Origin of the sequence: Streptomyces sp. NPDC001851, from assembly GCF_040297165.1 — a bacterium.
In the GTDB taxonomy this organism is placed as follows: domain Bacteria; phylum Actinomycetota; class Actinomycetes; order Streptomycetales; family Streptomycetaceae; genus Streptomyces.
On the sequence record NZ_JBEOYR010000026.1, the window covers coordinates 1 to 16715 of the forward strand.

Consider the following 16715-nt stretch of genomic DNA (forward strand, 5'->3'; position numbering starts at 1 on the left):
CAAAAATCAATTACAATCGGCCCCTACACACCCCCCCGGCCCAACCGGCAGTCCGGTGCCCCACCCCCCGGCGGTGCCTTACTCGCCGGGGTGGGCGAGCTGGATGTCGTGGCCGTCGACTCCGGCGCCGGAGACGGTCAGGGCCGTGGCCACCGGCGGGTAGCCCGTCGCGATGACGGTGTACTCGCCGCTGTCCAGGTCGGTGAAGGCGTACGCGCCGTCCGCACCGGTGGTGGCGGTGCCGACCACGTTGCCCGCCTGGTCGACGAGCGTCACGCGGGCGTCGGCCAGCGGACCGTGCGGGGCCTTGACGACACCCTGGAGCAGGGCGCCCGCGTCCAGGTCGACCTCGATCCGGGTCACGCCGGTGGCGCCGATCTCGACGGGCACGGCCCGCGGACGGAATCCGCTCGCGTTGACCGCCATGGTCACCGTGCCCGGCACCAGGTCGGTGAAGGCGAAGTCGCCCCGCTCGCCGGTGGCGGCCGTGGCCAGCAGATCACCGCGCACGTCGGTGACGATCACCATGGCGTCCTTGACCGGCAGCGCGCTCCCGGCGGCCCGGACCACACCGGTCAGCCCGCTCGTGCCGCTGAGCAGGATGTCGTACGGCAGCGGCTCCTCGCCCACCACGATGGTGGAGGCCTGCGGCTGGTAGCCGTCGGCGGAGGCGATCAGGACGTACGAACCCGTGCCCGGGGCGTCGACCGCGTAGCCGCCGTCGGCGTGGGCGACCGCGCGGCCCAGCTGGCGGCCGGACAGCGAGATCAGGGTGACCGCCGCCCCCGGGACCGGGGCGCTCTCGGCGCCGCGGACGAAGCCGTGCACCGGGGTGCCGCCCCCGGTGCCGGGCTCGGCGACCGTGGCGACGGCGGTCGGCTGCCGGGTGGCCGCGGTGGCCGGCGTCTCCTGGAAGCGGTCCGCCGCGACGACGGGCTCCGCCCAGCTGGGCACCTTCTCCTGGGCGGTTTCCTGCGCGGCGTTCTCCACGGCGTTCTCCAGCGCGGTGTCGGCGGAGGCGGCGGCCGGGGCGGCGACGGGGGCCTCGCCCTCGGCGGCCTGCGCGAGCGCGCCCTTGGTCTTCAGCGGGACCTCCTTGATGAACAGGGTGATCAGGAAGGCGGCGGCGGCGAGGCAGCCGGCGATGAAGAAGACGTCGGCGATGCCGTGGCCGTAGGCGCTCTCCAGCAGCGTCCGGATGGGCGCCGGGAGCTTGTCCATGTCCGGGATGCTGTCGGTCGAGCCGGAGCTGCCGGCCAGGGCCGCCTGGTACTTGGGGCTCAGGGCGGCGACGCCGTCCTGGACGTAGTGGGTGATCCGGCGGGACATCACCGCGCCCAGCGCGGAGACGCCGACCGCACCGCCGAGGGAGCGGAAGAAGGTGACCGTGGAGCTGGCCGAGCCGAGGTCCGAGGGCGCCACCTGGTTCTGCGTGGCGAGCACCAGGTTCTGCATCATCATGCCGATGCCGAGGCCCAGCAGCGCCATGAAGACGGCCATCTTCCAGTAGTCGGTGTCGTACCGGATGCCGCCGAGCAGCACCAGACCGGCCGTCACCAGCACGCCACCGCTGACCAGCCATGCCTTCCAGCGGCCGGTGCGGGTGATGAACTGCCCCGAGACGGTCGAGGAGACGAACAGACCGCCGATCATCGGGATGGTCATGACGCCCGACATCGTCGGCGACTTGTCGCGGGCCAGCTGGAAGTACTGGCTGAAGAACACCGTGCCGGTGAACATCGCGACACCGACGAACAGCGAGGCGAGCGACGCGAGGGTGATGGTGCGGTTCCTGAACAGGCGCAGCGGGATGATCGGCTCGCTGGCCCTGGACTCGATGAGCACGAAGACCGCGCCGAGGACGATCGAACCGGCGACCATCGTGTACGTCTGCCAGGACAGCCAGTCGTACTTGTCACCGGCGAAGGTGACCCAGATCAGCAGCAGGGAGACGGCGGCGGAGATGACGAACGCGCCGGCCCAGTCGACCTTGACCTCCCGCTTGACCACGGGCAGGTGCAGGGTCTTCTGCAGCACGATCAGCGCGATGATCGCGAAGGGGACACCGACGTAGAAGCACCAGCGCCAGCCCAGCCAGGAGGTGTCGGTGATGACACCGCCGAGCAGCGGGCCGCCGACGGTGGCGACGGCGAAGGTGGCGCCGAGGTAGCCGGAGTACCGGCCGCGCTCCCGCGGGGAGATCATCGCCGCCATGACGATCTGCGCCAGGGCGGACAGACCGCCGACGCCGATGCCCTGGAACACCCGGAACGTGATGAGCATGCCGGGGTTCTGCGACAGACCGGCCGCCATCGAGGCGACCACATAGATGACCAGGGCTATCTGGACGAGGGCCTTCTTGCTGTACAGGTCGGCGAGCTTGCCCCACAGGGGAGTGGCCGCGGTCATCGACAGCAGGGCGGCGGTGACCACCCAGGTGTAGGCGGACTGGCCGCCGCCGAGGTCCCCGATGATGTGCGGCAGGGCGTTGGAGACGATCGTGGACGACAGGATCGCCACGAACATGCCGAGCAGCAGCCCGGACAGGGCCTCCATGATCTGCCGGTGCGTCATCGGGGCGTCGCCGTGGGAGCCTCCCCCGTGCTTGGCGTGAGCCCGCACACCGGCTGGTGTGGTCGTTGCCATGGGCTTCCTTTTCTTACGTGCTTGCGGGTGTACGGGTGGTCTCTTCGGCTACGGGAGCGGCCACGGGGGCCGGGAGCCGGAACGCGGTGGACCGGCAGTCGCCGAAGGACTCGCGCAGGCGGGACATCAGCCGGATCAGCTGCGCCACCTCGTCGTCGGTCCAGTCGGCGAGCCGCTCGGCGAGCAGACGCGTGGTCCGCCGGGACAGCTCGTCGAGCTGCTCCAGGCCGGCGGACGTCAGGCGCAGGATGCGCGAGCGCTTGTCCGCCGGGTCCGGGTGCCGCTCGATCCAGCCGCGCGCGGCGACGTGCGCGACATGCCGGCTGGTGACCGACATGTCCACGGCGAGCAGCTCCGCGAGCTTGCTCATGCGCATGTCTCCGTGGCGGCCGAGCAGGGTCAGCACGGCGGCCGAGCCGGCCGGGCAGTCGGGCGGCAGGATCCGCCCCATGTCCCGTTTCACGGCTCCGACGGCACTGAGCTGACGCGCCAGCTCTGCGAACTGCGCCTGCTCGGCCATCACACCTCCCGTATTCGTTGCTTGGGGCAACCATAGCCATGTTTGGTTGCTGAAGGCAAACAAATGGGTGGGGGGTGGTGCAAAAACTTGGCAAAGGCAAGTATTGCAAGCGTAAATGTGCAGATGGGTGCGGGTGAGCTGCCCCTGTCTGTCCCGGTGGCCCCGCACTTGGGTCGGTCACGTGGATTCGCTAGTGTCTCGGGCCATGGCTAACACCCAGGGCCCCCAGGGCAATTACGACCCCGCCGGCAGCACCCAGATGTTCCGCGCGTTCGTCGACGAGGCTCCCCAGGGACGCCAGGCGCAGGCGACCGCCTCCTCCGGCGGCCCTCGCGTCGGCGTGATCATCGGTGTCATCGTGGCCCTGGCCGTGGTGGCCGGCGTCGCCTGGCTGGCGCTGAAGTAGGCGTCACTTCCACTCCACCGAGACGTCCCGCGTCTCGATGTGCATACCGAGCGGTACGCGCCAGGCGTCGACGCACACCGTCCAGGTGTGATCCTTGTGCGTCCCCGGAGCGATCGGCGCCGGGAGGTCCACCGCCGAGGTCACCGTCGCCCAGTCGACGCCGAGCGCGCCGATGATGTGCGTGCCGAACCGCACCGAGCCCGAACGCACCGCGGTGCCACCGGAGTTGCGGAACGTGACGGTCACCTTCTGGCACCAGCGCTGGTCCGCCGCGTCGATCGCCGGCTTCCCCCAGGAGAGGTCGGCGGGCGCGGCAGGCGTGCCACGGCCGGGGGCCGGGGTGGCTGAGGCGGCGGGAGGCGCTGCCGTACGGCCGCCCGCGCCGCCGTGTCCGTCGCCGCCCGTACCGCCGGAAGGGTCCGGAGCCTCCGGCGTCGGCGTGGGCTGCCCCGGGCTGCCGGGGGCGGTCGGTCCCCTGCTCGGCTGTGCTGAACCGGGCCTCGTGGTGGGCGGGTCGACGCCCATGGTGCCCCGGCTGCCGCCCAGCGGTACGAGTGACACCGAGCCCGTCGGTGTGCTCGCTGTGCTCTGCGCCCCCGGACCGCCCGCCGAGCCGACCGCGACATAGCCGCCGCCCGGGCCGTGGCCCCCGCATGCGGCCAGCAGTACCCCGCCCAGGACGACGACGGCCGCCGACGCTGCCGTAACGGCGCCTCGGCGGCCACGTGTCCATGCCATCCCCGTCGCCCTGCCCGACCCTGTCGTTCGCAGCATCGGGCCAGTGTGTCTGACGGGCTGTCAGAACTGAAGGCTCAGTCCGAGATCAGGCCGTCCCGCAGCTGGGCCAGCGTCCGGGTCAGCAGGCGGGAGACGTGCATCTGGGAGATGCCGACCTCCTCGCCGATCTGCGACTGGGTCATGTTGGCGAAGAAGCGCAGCATGATGATCCGGCGTTCCCGGGGCGGCAGCTTGGCCAGCAGGGGCTTGAGGGACTCGCGGTACTCCACGCCCTCCAGGGCCGCGTCCTCGTAACCGAGCCGGTCGGCCAGGGAGCCCTCGCCGCCGTCGTCCTCGGGGGCGGGGGAGTCCAGCGAGGAGGCGGTGTAGGCGTTGCCGACCGCGAGGCCGTCGACCACGTCCTCCTCGGAGACGCCGAGCACCGCGGCCAGCTCCGTCACGGTCGGGGAGCGGTCCAGCTTCTGGGACAGCTCGTCGCTGGCCTTGGTCAGGGCCAGGCGCAGCTCCTGCAGGCGGCGCGGGACGCGGACCGACCAGGAGGTGTCCCGGAAGAACCGCTTGATCTCACCGACCACCGTCGGCATCGCGAAGGTCGGGAACTCCACGCCCCGCTCGCAGTCGAACCGGTCGATCGCCTTGATCAGGCCGATGGTGCCGACCTGGACGATGTCCTCCATCGGTTCGTTGCGGGAGCGGAAGCGCGCGGCCGCGTAGCGGACCAGCGGCAGGTTGAGCTCGATCAGGGTGTCCCGGACGTAGGCCCGCTCGGGGCTCTCCTCGTCGAGTGCGGCGAGCCGCAGGAACAGGGAGCGGGACAGGGTGCGGGTGTCGATGTCCCCCGAGGCCGGCGGGGCCGGGAGATCGGCGGGCGCCGGGAGGTCGGCGGCCGCCTGGGCGGGCGGGGCCGGCACGGCATCGAGGGCCGTGACGCCCTCGATGCCGTCGAGGACGTCGAAAGCGTCGAGCTCCTTGGGCGCAGCCTCGCTTTTCGCGGGCGTCAGCACCTTCGAGCTGCCCTGGTCTGCGGACATGCCACCCCCTTTGGGTCGCGGGACGGTCGTGGCGGCGCTGTCTTCGGGGCAACGCAGCCTTCACCTGAATACCGGAGCCGAAGGCCCGGCAAACGCGTCTCCCGCAGAATGTCACATGTCGGCAACGCGCTGTAGTGACATGTCGACATGTGAGAGACGAATCGACCCTGGAGAGAAGGGGTCTGACGCCTTTTCGGGTGCCAACTGTCGGCATCTGCGCTGGTGAGCGATTCGCTCGCCGCGGTGATGGATCGAGCGGGTTTGCGATGCAGGGGGTGTTCGCGACTGTGCTTCCGTGCGCCCGCTGTGCTTCCCCGCGAATCCTTCTCCGCGTCCTGTGCGTCGATGTCCTGTGCGGCGGTGTTCTATGCGCCGACGGCCTATGCGGCGATGGCCTATGCGTCGATGCGATTCGCGGAGCGCAGTCGCTGGAAGCTGCGGGCGAGGAGCCGGGAGACATGCATCTGGGAGACGCCGAGTTCCGCGCTGATCTGTGACTGGGTGAGATTGCTGTAGTAGCGCAGAAGAAGGATTCTCTGTTCGCGTTCGGGGAGTTGGACGAGCAGATGCCGGACCAGGTCGCGGTGTTCCACGCCGTCCAGGGCCGGGTCCTCGTAGCCGATCCGGTCCAGCAGGCCGGGCAGTCCGTCGCCCTCCTGCGCCGCCTCCAGCGAGGTGGCGTGGTACGAGCGCCCCGCCTCGATGCAGCCCAGCACCTCGTCCTCGGTGATCCGCAGCCGTTCGGCGATCTCGGCGGTGCTCGGCGAGCGGCCGTAGAGGGTGGTGAGGTCCTCGGTGGCGCTGTTGACCTGCACCCACAGCTCGTGCAGCCGGCGCGGTACGTGGACCGTGCGGACGTTGTCCCGGAAGTAGCGCTTGATCTCGCCGACCACGGTCGGCATCGCGAAGGTCGGGAACTGCACGCCACGGTCCGGGTCGAAGCGGTCGATGGCGTTGATCAGGCCGATGGTGCCGACCTGGATCACGTCCTCCATGGGCTCGTTGCGGGAGCGGAAGCGGGCGGCCGCGTAGCGCACGAGCGGGAGGTTCGCCTCGATCAGTGTGCCCCGTACGCGATTGTGCTCCGGCGTACCCGGTGTGAGCTGCTTGAGCTCGGCGAAGAGCACCTGGGTGAGGGCTCGGGTGTCGGCGCCGCGCCGCTTCTCCGGGGCCGCGGGAGCGGGTTCGCAGGCGGGGGCTGCCGCCTCCTCCTGGGGCGGCGCAGTACTGGCCGACACGGTCAACGCCACCTCTTCATCGATCAACCATCCGTCAAAAGTGGTCATAGCATCACAAGAGATGTGCACTGTGTGCAAGCACCTCATAACGCCGTGTTGTGGTCAAACAATGACAAGTTGGGGCGTAAACACAGGAAAGCCCCCCGCCATTCCGGCGGGGGGCTCTTGGCGCGGGGGACTCAGAATTCGTAGTCGGCGATCACCCACGTGGCGAACTCGCGCCACAGCGTGACGCCCGCCTGATGGGCCGGGTGCTCCAGGTAGCGCTTGAGGGCGTCGGTGTCCTCGACCGCCGAGTTGATCGCGAAGTCGTAGGCGATCGGCCGGTCGCTGATGTTCCAGCCGCACTCCCAGAAGCGCAGCTCCTCGATCCGGTCGCCGAGCTCGCGGAAGGCCTGCACCCCCTGGACGACCCGCGGATCGTCGCGCTCGACGCCCTCGTTGAGCCTGAAGAGGACCAGGTGGCGGATCATGGGGTGTACCTCAGCTCTTTCCTCCGTTGGCGACCCACGTCATGAAGTCGCCGATGGCCTTGGCCGCGTCCGATATGCCCTCGAAGACTATCTGGACGTAGTGGGCCGCCCTGGGCGGGTCCGTGATGATCACATACAGCGCGAAGACCACGAGCACGTATACGGCGATCTTCTTGGCGTTCACCGCCACCGCGGCCTCCCCTGTGCTGTGCCTGCGCCTGCGCCCCTGCGGGCCCCTCTGCCGGCCGCGAGTGTAACCTTCACGCCCCTTTTGGGTACCAACGGCCCGCGGCCCGGGGTCATTTGCCCCGCCCTGTGCTCAAAGACCCCTTACGACGAGAAGGGCCCCGTCTTTCGACGGGGCCCTCTTCGAGCGGTAGCGGAGGGATTTGAACCCTCGGTGACTTGCGCCACACTCGCTTTCGAGGCGAGCTCCTTCGGCCGCTCGGACACGCTACCGAGGGAGACCCTACAGCAAGGTGGGGCATGGTTTGAAATCGGAATTCGGCGGCGCCGTCACCGGTCCCGGAAGAACTCGGTGAGAAGCCGCGCGCACTCCGCGGCGAGAACGCCCTCGACGACTTCCGGACGGTGATTGAGCCGCCGGTCGCGGATCACGTCCCAGAGCGAACCCGCCGCGCCCGCCTTGTCGTCCCGGGCGCCGTAGACGACCCGGTCGATCCGGGACTGGACGATCGCGCCCGCGCACATCGTGCACGGCTCCAGGGTGACCACGAGGGTGCAGTCGGCCAGCCGCCACTCGCCGAGCCGGGCGGCGGCCCGCCGGATCGCGAGGACCTCGGCATGGGCCGTGGGATCGCCGGTGGCCTCGCGCTCGTTGTGCCCCGTGGCGAGCACCGTCGTACCGTCCGGGGACAGCACGACGGCGCCGACGGGGACGTCACCGCCCCCGACGGCCCGTTCGGCCTCGTCCAGGGCGAGCCGCATCGCGGCCCGCCAGCGGTCGCGTACCGGGTCCGCGGGGCCCTGGGTGTCCTGTGCCGCGGTCAGCGGACGGTCTCCAGCACCTCCGAGGCGCCCAGGGCCTCGGCGATGGAGCTGAGCGCGTCGTCGGCGTCCAGGGCGCGCAGTTCCTTCTCGGTGATGCCCAGGTCGTCGAGGATCCGGCTGTCGCCCACCGGGCTGTGCGGCACCGCGTCGGCGCCGCCCGTCCCGTCGTCCTCGTCGGGCTCGGACTCGGACTCGCCGTCCTCCGTGCCGTCCAGGTCCAGGGCGTCCAGGTCGGGGCCGGCGTCGGCACCCGGTTCCCGGCCGAGCAGCTCGTCGGTGAGCAGCAGCTCGCCGTACGCGCTGCGCTGGGCGGCGGCGGCGTCCGAGACGTAGATGCGAGGATCGTCCTCACCGTCCACGCGGACGACGCCGAACCAGGCGTCCTCCTGCTCGATCAGGACGAGCACCGTGTCCTCGTCGGGAGAGGCTTCCCGGGCCAGGTCGGCCAGATCCGACAGGGTCTCCACATCGTCGAGCTCTGTGTCGCTCGCTTCCCACCCGTCTTCGGTGCGCGCGAGCAGTGCGGCGAAGTACACCGTGACTCTCCCACTGGTCATAGGCGTGCCGGTTGGGGGTCCCCCCGGCGGAGGTACTTGGGCGGAGAGAGCTGGGCTCCGAGCCCCACCCACTCGGAATCGTGGCAGAAACAAGGCTGCCAGGGGACGTCTTCGGCTCCCTGTGTGTTGCCGCCACCTGCGGATCGTACGCGGCTTTTCCAGGCGCTCACGCACGCCCACCACGCAAACGCCGTGGCGCGCGCGCAACTTCCGCACCCGGAACCTTCCCTATGGTGTCGTGATCACAGCGCTCACAAGGGTCCTCCCTACCAGCGGAACGTCCGCATGCGCATGGCGTGGCGCAGCCGTGCGGCCTTGGCGCGTCGCGGCTGGACCCGGGCGCGCAGGGCGCGGGCCTCGGCGAGGTCGCGCAGGAACTGGGCGCGGCGGCGGCGCCGCTCGGCGTCCGTCTCGGGCGCCGGAGGCTCGGCTGTCTCGGGATCGCGGCCCGCGTCGTCGGGCAGCTCAGGCAGGTCAGGCACGTCACACCACCCCCGGTCCGTCCCTCCCACTTTCCCTCGGACGGCGGGTCCAATGCCAGCGTCGGCGGGGTGCCGGGCGCGGGTACCGTTAGGGGCATGCGTCTCCACGTCGTCGACCACCCCCTGGTCGCCCACAAGCTCACCACGCTGCGCGACCAGCGCACCGACTCCGCGACCTTCCGCCGGCTGGCCGACGAGCTGGTCACCCTGCTCGCCTACGAGGCCACGCGGGACGTGCGCACCGAGGCCGTCGACATCCGGACGCCGGTCGCGCAGACCACCGGCGTCAAGCTCGCCCGCCCGCGCCCGCTGGTCGTGCCGATCCTGCGCGCCGGCCTCGGCATGCTCGACGGCATGGTCCGGCTGCTGCCGACCGCCGAGGTGGGCTTCCTGGGCATGATCCGCAACGAGGAGACGCTGCAGGCCTCCACGTACGCCTCGCGCATGCCGGAGGACCTCTCGGGACGCCAGGTGTACGTCCTGGATCCGATGCTGGCCACCGGCGGCACGCTGGTCGCGGCGATCCAGGAGCTGATCAAGCGGGGTGCGGACGACGTGACCGCCGTCGTTCTGCTGGCGGCGCCGGAGGGCGTCGAGGTCATGGAGCGGGAGCTGGCCGGGACGCCCGTGACGGTGGTGACCGCGGCGGTGGACGATCACCTCAACGAGCTGGGGTACATCGTGCCGGGGCTGGGCGATGCGGGGGACCGGCTCTACGGCGCGGCTGAATAGCCGAACAGGGGCCCGCCGGCTGTCCGGCGACTGCGGGGTACGCCGAGGCTGATCGCGCGGTTGCCCGCGCGCCCGGGTTCCCTGTCAGCAGCTCTTCTTCGCGGGTGCCGTCGGCTTCGGAGCCGTCAGGGCCGCCAGTGCCCGGTCCGCCGCCGCGGGTGCGGCCAGGCCCTTGAAGGCGTCGCCGATGACCAGGTCCACGGCGGCGCCCTTGCGGCCGGCGGTGGTGCGCTGTTCGGCGCCGGAGACCTGTGCCGCGAGCACCGCCAGCGAGGAGTTCCGGGCGTCGGGCGGGCCGAGGAGCATCCCGGTGCTCTTGACCTTCTTGTCGAACTCCTTGGCCGCGTTGCCCACGTCGCCGATCTTGAAGCCGCGTTTCCTCAGCGCGTCCGCGGTGTCCTTGGCGAGCCCGGTGCGCCGGGTGGCGTTGTAGACGTTCACGGTGATGTCGCCGGGCTTGGGCAGGGCCCTGACCCGGGCCGCCGGTGCGGCCGTGGTCCGGCACTCGGTCCTGGCGGCGGCCGCCGTGTCCTTCTTGCCGCCGGTGAAGACGTCGATGAGCTGCAGGGTGCCCCAGCCGAGCAGGCCGAGCACGGCGGCGGACGCCACCACGGCGGCCACGAGCCTGACGTGTCGGCGCGGCGGACGCATCCGAGGGTATTTGTCCCCCGTGATCCGGTACTGGCCGCCCATGCCCGGGGGAGTCAGCATGCTCATGGGCGCAGCGTAGTGCGCCTGGGCGGTGATGCCTATTAGATGATCAGTAGATGCCGCTCAGCGGAACCCGAAAGGGTCAAGGCCAACGGCCGTGTCACGCCGGGTCAGTCGAGTTCGAGCACGCGGGCGTGCAGCACCTGGCGCTGCTGGAGGGCGGCGCGGACCGCGCGGTGCAGCCCGTCCTCCAGGTAGAGGTCGCCCTGCCACTTCACGACGTGCGCGAAGAGGTCGCCGTAGAACGTCGAGTCCTCCGCGAGCAGGGTCTCCAGGTCGAGCTGCTGCTTGGTGGTCACGAGCTGATCGAGGCGGACCGGGCGCGGCGCGACGTCCGCCCACTGCCGGGTGCTTTCCCGGCCGTGGTCGGGGTACGGCCGGCCGTTTCCGATGCGCTTGAAGATCACACGGAAAGCCTACCGGTCAAGACGTTCCGGGCGCAGCCATGGCGGCGGAGTGTGCCGCCTGAAAAGATGCCGCGAAACGGTCATATGGGTCGCTATCGTCCGCTGGGGGGTGCCGGAGCAACGACTCGGCGGAATTCCTCCGTTCGGCCGAGGGTCTTCGGCCGAGGGTGTTGGGCCGAGGTCGTTGGGGCGAGGGCGTTCGGTCGAGGACATCCGGCACGGACCGGCGGAGGCGGCGGTGGTGGCCGCCCCCGCCGGCACCGGTTCAGCGGTCCTGTCGCCCGGGCGGCCGCTGCGGCTCCTCCTTCTGCTCCGGTCTGGGCGCCGTCGCGCGTCTGGCCTCCGCGCGCAGCAGGGCGCGCAGGGCGGCGTAGGGATCCATGGGCATGGCTGTGCTCCTTGCGTCGAGCCGAAAGACCTGTCGCGGGGGACGCGGGTCTGTCAGCAGCGCAGGACCACCGTGCGCAGCAGGGACGGGGCGTACGGCACCCGGGGCGCGGCGGGGCACCTCGGGGCCGCCGGCCGGGCGGGCGCCGGGTCGGCGAGGGGCGCCGGGCGCTCGGGTACGTCGGCCCGGTGGACGACACGGGCGGGCGGCCGGACGAGCGGGTCGAGGACATCGGTGCCGTCGTGCTCGAAGGTCTCGGCCGGCACGCCCAGCGCGGGGGCCGCCTGGGCCTGCGCGTGGACGCCGGGCACCCACAGGGCGAGGAGCAGCACGAGCACCCGCAGCCAGGTTCGGCTGCGGGGACGGTTCCCGGTCCTGCTCACGGCGGGTGTGTCCCCCCGGGGGCGGCGGAAGGCAGCATGCGGGGCGCGAGATCCGCCCGCTCGGCGTAGGAACGGGGCGCGTGGTTGACGCCGGGTCGTGGCGTTCGCGGGGCCTACCGGTGTCACACCGTCCGCGGGGCCCGCCGGTGTCACAGCGTTCGCGGGGCCCGGTGTCACAGCGTCCGCGGGACCGCCTTGGCCCGGCCCCGGATGCCGAACGCGGTGACGATCTCGGTGATCCCCACGACGACCAGCCAGATGCCGCCGACCAGGGTCAGCACGGCGACCGACCGGAATGGCGAGTTGATCAGCACGATCCCGGCGATGAAGGTGATGACCCCGAGGAAGATCTGCAGGCCCCGGGCGGGCATCCGGGAGTCCTGCAGGGCGGCCAGCGTGTGGGTGATCCCGCGGAACAGCCAGCCGATGCCGATCCACAGGGCGAGCAGCAGGATCGACTGCATGGACCCGCGGAAGCAGAACAGGCCGAGCAGGATCGACAGGGCGCCGCTGATGAAGGCCAGCACGCGCAGCGAGGTCGTCTTGTGCGTGCCGAACGCGGCGACCAGCTGGAAGACGCCGCTGATCACCAGGTAGACGCCGAAGAGGACGCCGGCGGCGAGCAGGGAGGCGCCGGGCCAGATCAGGACGAGGATGCCGAGGAGCAGCGAGGCGATCCCGGTGACCAGGACCACCTGCCAGGCGGCCCGGGACAGGGCGTGCAGGGGACCCTCGAACGGCGGCTCGGGCTCGTGCCGCGCGTACGGCCTGCCGGGCGGCTGTGCCGCGTGGGCGCGCTGGTCGTCGTACTCACGGCCCCACTCCGGGCCGCTGTTGGGTGCCTCGGTCATGGTTCATGCTGGGACCGGCGGGGCGGGCGGAGCGAGCGGGGAGGGGCTGACCGGGTGATGCCCGTGCCCCGGGGAGCTCGCGCGTCCCGGACGCCCCTAAGCGCCGGAGGCCTTCGCCGCCCTTGCCGCCGCCTTCATCTCCTGCTTGTGCGCCCGGACCTTCGCCAGTGACTCCGGCCCGGTGATGTCGGCGACGGAGCGGAAGGACTCGGCCTCGCCGTACGCGCCCGCCGCCTCCCGCCAGCCCTCCGGGGTGACCCCGAGCTGCTTGCCGAGCAGCGCGAGGAAGATCTGCGCCTTCTGCTTGCCGAACCCCGGCAGTGCCTCCAGCCGCTTCCGCAGCTCGGCGCCGCTGCCGGCGTCCCGCCAGACCGCCTCCGCGTCCCCGTCGTAGTGCCCGACGAGGTACTGGCACAGCTGCTGGATGCGCTTGGCCATCGAGCCGGGGTAGCGGTGCACGGCCGGCTTCTCGGACAGCAGCGCGGCGAAGGCCTCCGGGTCCATCGCGGCGATGTCGTGGGCGTCGAGGTCCCCGTCGGCGCCTGCGCCGAGCCGGTCGGCGATGGTCCGGGGGCCCTTGAACGCCCACTCCATCGGGATCTGCTGGTCCAGCAGCATCCCGGTCAGCGCGGCGAGCGGACTGCGCCCGAGGAGTGCGTCGGCCTCGGGGTCCTGGGCGAGGTGCAGCGTGACGTCCATGCGTCGATCATCCCTCGCCCGGGATCCGCACGCCGCCCGGCCGGACCGGGCCGAGGGCGGCGGCGCCGAGGGGTGATGCCGGCGCTTCGCGCGGAGGGGGCGGCCGAGTCGTTCGTCACCGGTCTGCCGGTCGAGCCGGGGGTGAGTGGCGCCAGGCGGTCGGTGTTCTCGCCGGGCGCGTGGGGGCGTGTCGGCATTGCGGTCCGCGCTGAGGTCGGCGAGGTGGACGGCTCGGCCGAAGGGGTCTGCGAAGGGGCCTTCCTTCTCGGCGGTGCGGTGCGGTGCGGGGGCGGGGCGGGGAACGCCTGCCGTGTGCGCCCCCGGCTTTCGGGCGCCCGCGTCTCGCGTACGATTCCCCCAACCGCTGAAACTTAGGCAAGGCTTACCTAAAACAAAGGGGGGTTCCCGGTTGACCACCGAGACCTACCGCGACGCCTGGGGCATCCCCCACCTGCGCGCCTCCAGCGCCCGCGAACTCGCCTGGGCCCAGGGCCGGGTGACCGCCCGGGACCGCGCCTGGCAGCTGGAGGTCGAACGCCACCGCTCCCAGGGCACCTCGGCCTCCTTCCTCGGCGCCGGCGCCCTGTCCTGGGACGTCCTCGTCCGCCGGGCCCGCCTCGACGACACCGCCCGCCGCTGCTTCGCCGCGCTGGAGCGCCGGGACCCCGAAACGGCCGACTGGGTCCGCGCGTACGTCGACGGCGTCAACGGGGGCCTGTCCGAAGGGGCCCGCCGCGCCCCCGAGTTCACCCGCACCGGCCTCGTCCCCGGCCGCTGGCGGCCCTGGACCCCGCTCGGCGTCTGGCTCGCCACCCACCTCCTCTTCGCCGGCTTCCCGGCCAAGCTCTGGCGCGAGCAGGCGATACGGCACCTCGGCCCCGACGCCGTCGGCCTGTTCGCCACCGACGGCCCCGGCACCGCCGGCAGCAACGGCTGGCTGGTCACCGGCGCCCGTACCGCCTCCGGTCACGCCCTGATCGCCGGAGACCCGCACCGCTTCATCGAGGACCCCGGCGTCTACCAGCAGATCCACCTCTCCTGCCCGGAGTTCGACGTCATCGGCCTGGCCGTGCCCGGCGTCCCCGGCATCGCCCACTTCGGCCACACCGGCACGGTCGCCTGGGCCATCACCAACGCCATGGCCGACTACCAGGACCTCTACCGCGAACGCCTGCGCCGCACGGGCGCCGGCGTCCAGTCCCTCGGCCCGGACGGCCACTGGCACCGGGCCGCGCGGCACACGGAGACGGTCGAGATCGCGGGAGAAGCGCCGATCGAGATCGAGGTGATCGAGACGGACCGGGGGCCGGTGATCGTCGGGGGGCCGGAGGGCTTGGAGGCGGGGCTCACGCCCGAACCGTCGCACGCCCCGCAGTCCGCCGTTCAGACCGCTCCCACCATGCAGTCCGGCCCCGAGGCCGCGCCCGGCGTGCGGGTCGGTCCCGGGGGTGCGCCCGCCGTGCAGGCCGCGCCTGGCGTGCGGGTTGGCCCCGAGGGTGCGCCCGGCGTGCAGGCCGCGCCTGCTGTGCGGGTCGGTCCCGGGGGTGCGCCCGCTCCGGTGATCGAGGCGCGAGCCGCCGACGGCGGGAACGCCCTGCCGGGGCCACCCGCACCCGGCGACGAAAGCCGCACGGGTGGTGCGGGTGGGAACGGCATGCGCGGCGAAGGCGAAGCCGTGGCGCTCGCCCTGCGCTACCCACCCCGCGTCACGGAAGACCTCGGATTCAGCGCCCTCCTGCCCCTCCTCCGCGCCCGCACCGTCGCCGACGTCGACCGTGCCCTCGACGCCTGGGCCGAGCCCGTCAACGTCGTACAGGCCGCGGACTCCCAGGGCGGCACCCTGCACCGCGTCGCCGGCCGCGTCCCCGTGCGCGCCCGCGCCAACCGCCTCCACCCCGTGCCCGCCTGGCACCCCGGCCACGACTGGCAGGGCTGGCACCAGACGCCGTACGCGCCCGTGCGGGACGGCATCGCGGTGATGGCCAACCAGCGCGGCCCCGCCACCCCCCTCGGCGTCGAGTTCGCCCCACCGCACCGCGCCGACCGCATCCGCGCCCTCCTCGACGCGCGCCGCACCTGGTCCGCCGACGGCATGCCCGCGATCCACACCGACACCCACCTCGCCTCCGCCGGCCCCCTCCTCGACCACCTCGCCGCCCTCGGCGAGCTCAGCCCCGAAGCGGCCCGCCTGCGCGCCCGCCTGCTCGCCTGGAACCGCCGCATGGACGCCGACAGCACCGACGCGGCCGACTACGCCGCCGTACGCTCCGCGGTCGTACGCCGCCTCGCCGCCCACCCGGTGTTCGCCCCGCTCGCCGAGCCCCCCGCCTACCCGGAGGTCCTGCTTCCCTGGCTGGCCCTCGTCCCGCGCATCGGCTACGCCCTGGAACACCTGCTGCGCGCAGCTGAGTTGTACGGCGTCGACCGTCCGGCGATCGTGCGCGCGGCCCTGGAGGAGGTGGCCGCCGGGCAGCCGGCCGGCACCTGGTCCACGACCCACCGCCTCGCCCCCTGGCGCGCACTCCCGCAAGCGCCGGGAGACCCGGAACCCGGGCCGGAACCCGGGCTCGCCGGTGACCACGACTGCGTGCTCTGCACCTCCGCCGTCCCCGGCCTCACCGACCGCGCGGCCCGCGGCCCGGCCGCCCGGTACGTCTGGGACCTGGGCGACCGCGCGGGCAGCCGCTGGGTGGTCCCCTTCGGCGCCGACGGTGTCCCCGGCGCCCCCCACCACCATGACCAACTCCCCCTGTGGCTCGCGGGCGAACTCGCCCCCGTCGTCACCGACTGGACCCTGCTGACCCTGCTGGAACGCACCGAGGAAACCCATGACTGACCGCTCCCACGAAGCCTTCGAACAGCACGTCGACGGCTTCGGCACCGTCCGTGTCCGCCCCCTCGACCCGGTGTCCGACGCGGACGTCGTGCACGGCTGGGTGAGCGAGGAACGCGCCGCCTTCTGGGGCATGAACGGCCTCACCCGGGACCAGGTCGCCGACATCTACACCCACATGGCCGGCCTCGGCACCCACCACGCCCACCTCGTCACCAAGGACGGCACACCGGCGGCTCTGCTCCAGACGTACGAACCGGCCGCGGACCGGGTCGGTGAGTGCTACGACGTCCTCCCCGGTGACCTCGGCGTCCACGTCCTCCTCGGCCCCGCCGGCCCCGACGGCCGCCGCCCCGGCTGGACCTCCGCCCTGCTGAGCGTGATGACGGCCTACGCGCTGCGCGCCCTGAACCGGCGCCGGCTCGTGGTCGACCCGGACGTGCGCAACACCAGGGCGATCGCCCGCTTCGAACGGCAGGGCTTCGTGCGCGGCCCGGCGGTCGTCCTGCCCGAGGTGGACATCCCCGACGTGCACCTGCCCGAGAAGCACGCCCAACTCGCCTTCCTGGACCGGTCGGTGGCCTTTCCGGGCGACTAGTGCCCACTAGC

The 16715-nt window shown here is 72.2% G+C and carries 20 protein-coding genes and 1 tRNA gene; 4 read left to right on the plus strand and 17 right to left on the minus strand.

Going from position 1 to position 16715, the window contains the following annotated elements:
- Positions 1-78: 78 nt before the first annotated feature.
- Together ABT171_RS31385 and ABT171_RS31390 are read right to left on the minus strand one after the other, a co-directional pair.
- Positions 79-2574 (minus strand): MFS transporter, encoded by a 2496-nt coding sequence (locus tag ABT171_RS31385; protein WP_503077281.1) that lies wholly within the window; start codon positions 2572-2574, stop codon positions 79-81.
- An 85-nt stretch (positions 2575-2659) separates the two neighbouring features.
- Positions 2660-3166, minus strand: coding sequence for a MarR family winged helix-turn-helix transcriptional regulator (locus tag ABT171_RS31390; RefSeq protein ID WP_351249766.1), 507 nt, complete (start codon positions 3164-3166; stop codon positions 2660-2662).
- 205 nt (positions 3167-3371) lie between these two features.
- On the opposite strand from ABT171_RS31390, the gene ABT171_RS31395 reads away from it, so the two are divergent.
- Complete coding sequence (locus ABT171_RS31395; protein WP_351249768.1) at positions 3372-3572, plus strand: hypothetical protein; 201 nt, start codon at positions 3372-3374, stop codon at positions 3570-3572.
- 3 nt (positions 3573-3575) lie between these two features.
- Here ABT171_RS31395 and ABT171_RS31400 read toward each other — a convergent pair whose 3' ends face one another.
- The 9 genes from ABT171_RS31400 to ABT171_RS31440 all read right to left on the minus strand — a co-directional run bounded on the left by ABT171_RS31400 (position 3576) and on the right by ABT171_RS31440 (position 9093).
- Positions 3576-4310: a hypothetical protein gene (locus ABT171_RS31400; protein ID WP_351249770.1), complete on the minus strand. Its 735-nt coding sequence runs from the start codon at positions 4308-4310 to the stop codon at positions 3576-3578.
- A gap of 74 nt (positions 4311-4384) precedes the next feature.
- Positions 4385-5341, minus strand: a complete 957-nt coding sequence (locus tag ABT171_RS31405; RefSeq protein WP_351249772.1) for an RNA polymerase sigma factor SigF — start codon at positions 5339-5341, stop codon at positions 4385-4387.
- Positions 5342-5736: 395 nt separating this feature from the next.
- Positions 5737-6627 carry an RNA polymerase sigma factor SigF gene (locus ABT171_RS31410; RefSeq protein ID WP_351249774.1) on the minus strand — a complete coding sequence of 297 codons (891 nt, stop codon included), beginning with the start codon at positions 6625-6627 and terminating at the stop codon, positions 5737-5739.
- A gap of 131 nt (positions 6628-6758) precedes the next feature.
- On the minus strand, positions 6759-7052 hold the full coding sequence (locus ABT171_RS31415) for a Dabb family protein (RefSeq protein WP_351249776.1): 294 nt from the start codon (positions 7050-7052) through the stop codon (positions 6759-6761).
- A gap of 10 nt (positions 7053-7062) precedes the next feature.
- Positions 7063-7242, minus strand: coding sequence for a hypothetical protein (locus tag ABT171_RS31420; RefSeq protein ID WP_351249778.1), 180 nt, complete (start codon positions 7240-7242; stop codon positions 7063-7065).
- Between the two features lie 184 nt (positions 7243-7426).
- Positions 7427-7511 (minus strand) — tRNA-Ser (locus ABT171_RS31425).
- A gap of 57 nt (positions 7512-7568) precedes the next feature.
- Positions 7569-8000 carry a tRNA adenosine(34) deaminase TadA gene (tadA, locus tag ABT171_RS31430; protein ID WP_351249780.1) on the minus strand — a complete coding sequence of 144 codons (432 nt, stop codon included), beginning with the start codon at positions 7998-8000 and terminating at the stop codon, positions 7569-7571.
- A 59-nt stretch (positions 8001-8059) separates the two neighbouring features.
- Entirely contained in the window at positions 8060-8599 is a 540-nt protein-coding gene (locus ABT171_RS31435; protein WP_351249888.1) for a tRNA adenosine deaminase-associated protein, read from the minus strand.
- A gap of 287 nt (positions 8600-8886) precedes the next feature.
- Positions 8887-9093 carry a hypothetical protein gene (locus tag ABT171_RS31440; protein WP_351249889.1) on the minus strand — a complete coding sequence of 69 codons (207 nt, stop codon included), beginning with the start codon at positions 9091-9093 and terminating at the stop codon, positions 8887-8889.
- Between the two features lie 105 nt (positions 9094-9198).
- Here ABT171_RS31440 and upp point away from each other — a divergent pair, with 105 nt between their 5' ends.
- Entirely contained in the window at positions 9199-9834 is a 636-nt protein-coding gene (upp, locus tag ABT171_RS31445) for a uracil phosphoribosyltransferase (RefSeq protein WP_208033093.1), read from the plus strand.
- 84 nt (positions 9835-9918) lie between these two features.
- On the opposite strand, the gene ABT171_RS31450 is transcribed toward upp, so the two are convergent.
- The 6 genes from ABT171_RS31450 to ABT171_RS31475 all read right to left on the minus strand — a co-directional run bounded on the left by ABT171_RS31450 (position 9919) and on the right by ABT171_RS31475 (position 13273).
- On the minus strand, positions 9919-10551 hold the full coding sequence (locus ABT171_RS31450) for a LytR C-terminal domain-containing protein (RefSeq protein WP_351249782.1): 633 nt from the start codon (positions 10549-10551) through the stop codon (positions 9919-9921).
- A gap of 104 nt (positions 10552-10655) precedes the next feature.
- Positions 10656-10952, minus strand: a complete 297-nt coding sequence (locus ABT171_RS31455; RefSeq protein ID WP_004943146.1) for a type II toxin-antitoxin system VapB family antitoxin — start codon at positions 10950-10952, stop codon at positions 10656-10658.
- Positions 10953-11217: 265 nt separating this feature from the next.
- A complete protein-coding gene (locus ABT171_RS31460; protein ID WP_351249784.1) occupies positions 11218-11340 on the minus strand; it encodes a hypothetical protein in 123 nt (40 codons plus the stop codon).
- A 53-nt stretch (positions 11341-11393) separates the two neighbouring features.
- Positions 11394-11723, minus strand: coding sequence for a hypothetical protein (locus ABT171_RS31465; RefSeq protein WP_351249786.1), 330 nt, complete (start codon positions 11721-11723; stop codon positions 11394-11396).
- Positions 11724-11896: 173 nt separating this feature from the next.
- Positions 11897-12574 (minus strand): HdeD family acid-resistance protein, encoded by a 678-nt coding sequence (locus ABT171_RS31470; protein ID WP_351249788.1) that lies wholly within the window; start codon positions 12572-12574, stop codon positions 11897-11899.
- A gap of 96 nt (positions 12575-12670) precedes the next feature.
- The gene (locus tag ABT171_RS31475; protein WP_351249790.1) at positions 12671-13273 is read right to left on the minus strand and encodes an HhH-GPD-type base excision DNA repair protein; all 603 of its coding nucleotides are present in this window, start codon (positions 13271-13273) and stop codon (positions 12671-12673) included.
- A gap of 409 nt (positions 13274-13682) precedes the next feature.
- Here ABT171_RS31475 and ABT171_RS31480 point away from each other — a divergent pair, with 409 nt between their 5' ends.
- Both ABT171_RS31480 and ABT171_RS31485 read left to right on the plus strand, forming a co-directional pair.
- Positions 13683-16109 carry a penicillin acylase family protein gene (locus ABT171_RS31480; protein WP_351249792.1) on the plus strand — a complete coding sequence of 809 codons (2427 nt, stop codon included), beginning with the start codon at positions 13683-13685 and terminating at the stop codon, positions 16107-16109.
- Complete coding sequence (locus tag ABT171_RS31485) at positions 16102-16704, plus strand: GNAT family N-acetyltransferase (protein ID WP_351249794.1); 603 nt, start codon at positions 16102-16104, stop codon at positions 16702-16704. Before ABT171_RS31480 ends, ABT171_RS31485 begins: the two co-directional genes overlap by 8 nt.
- Positions 16705-16715: the final 11 nt, after the last annotated feature.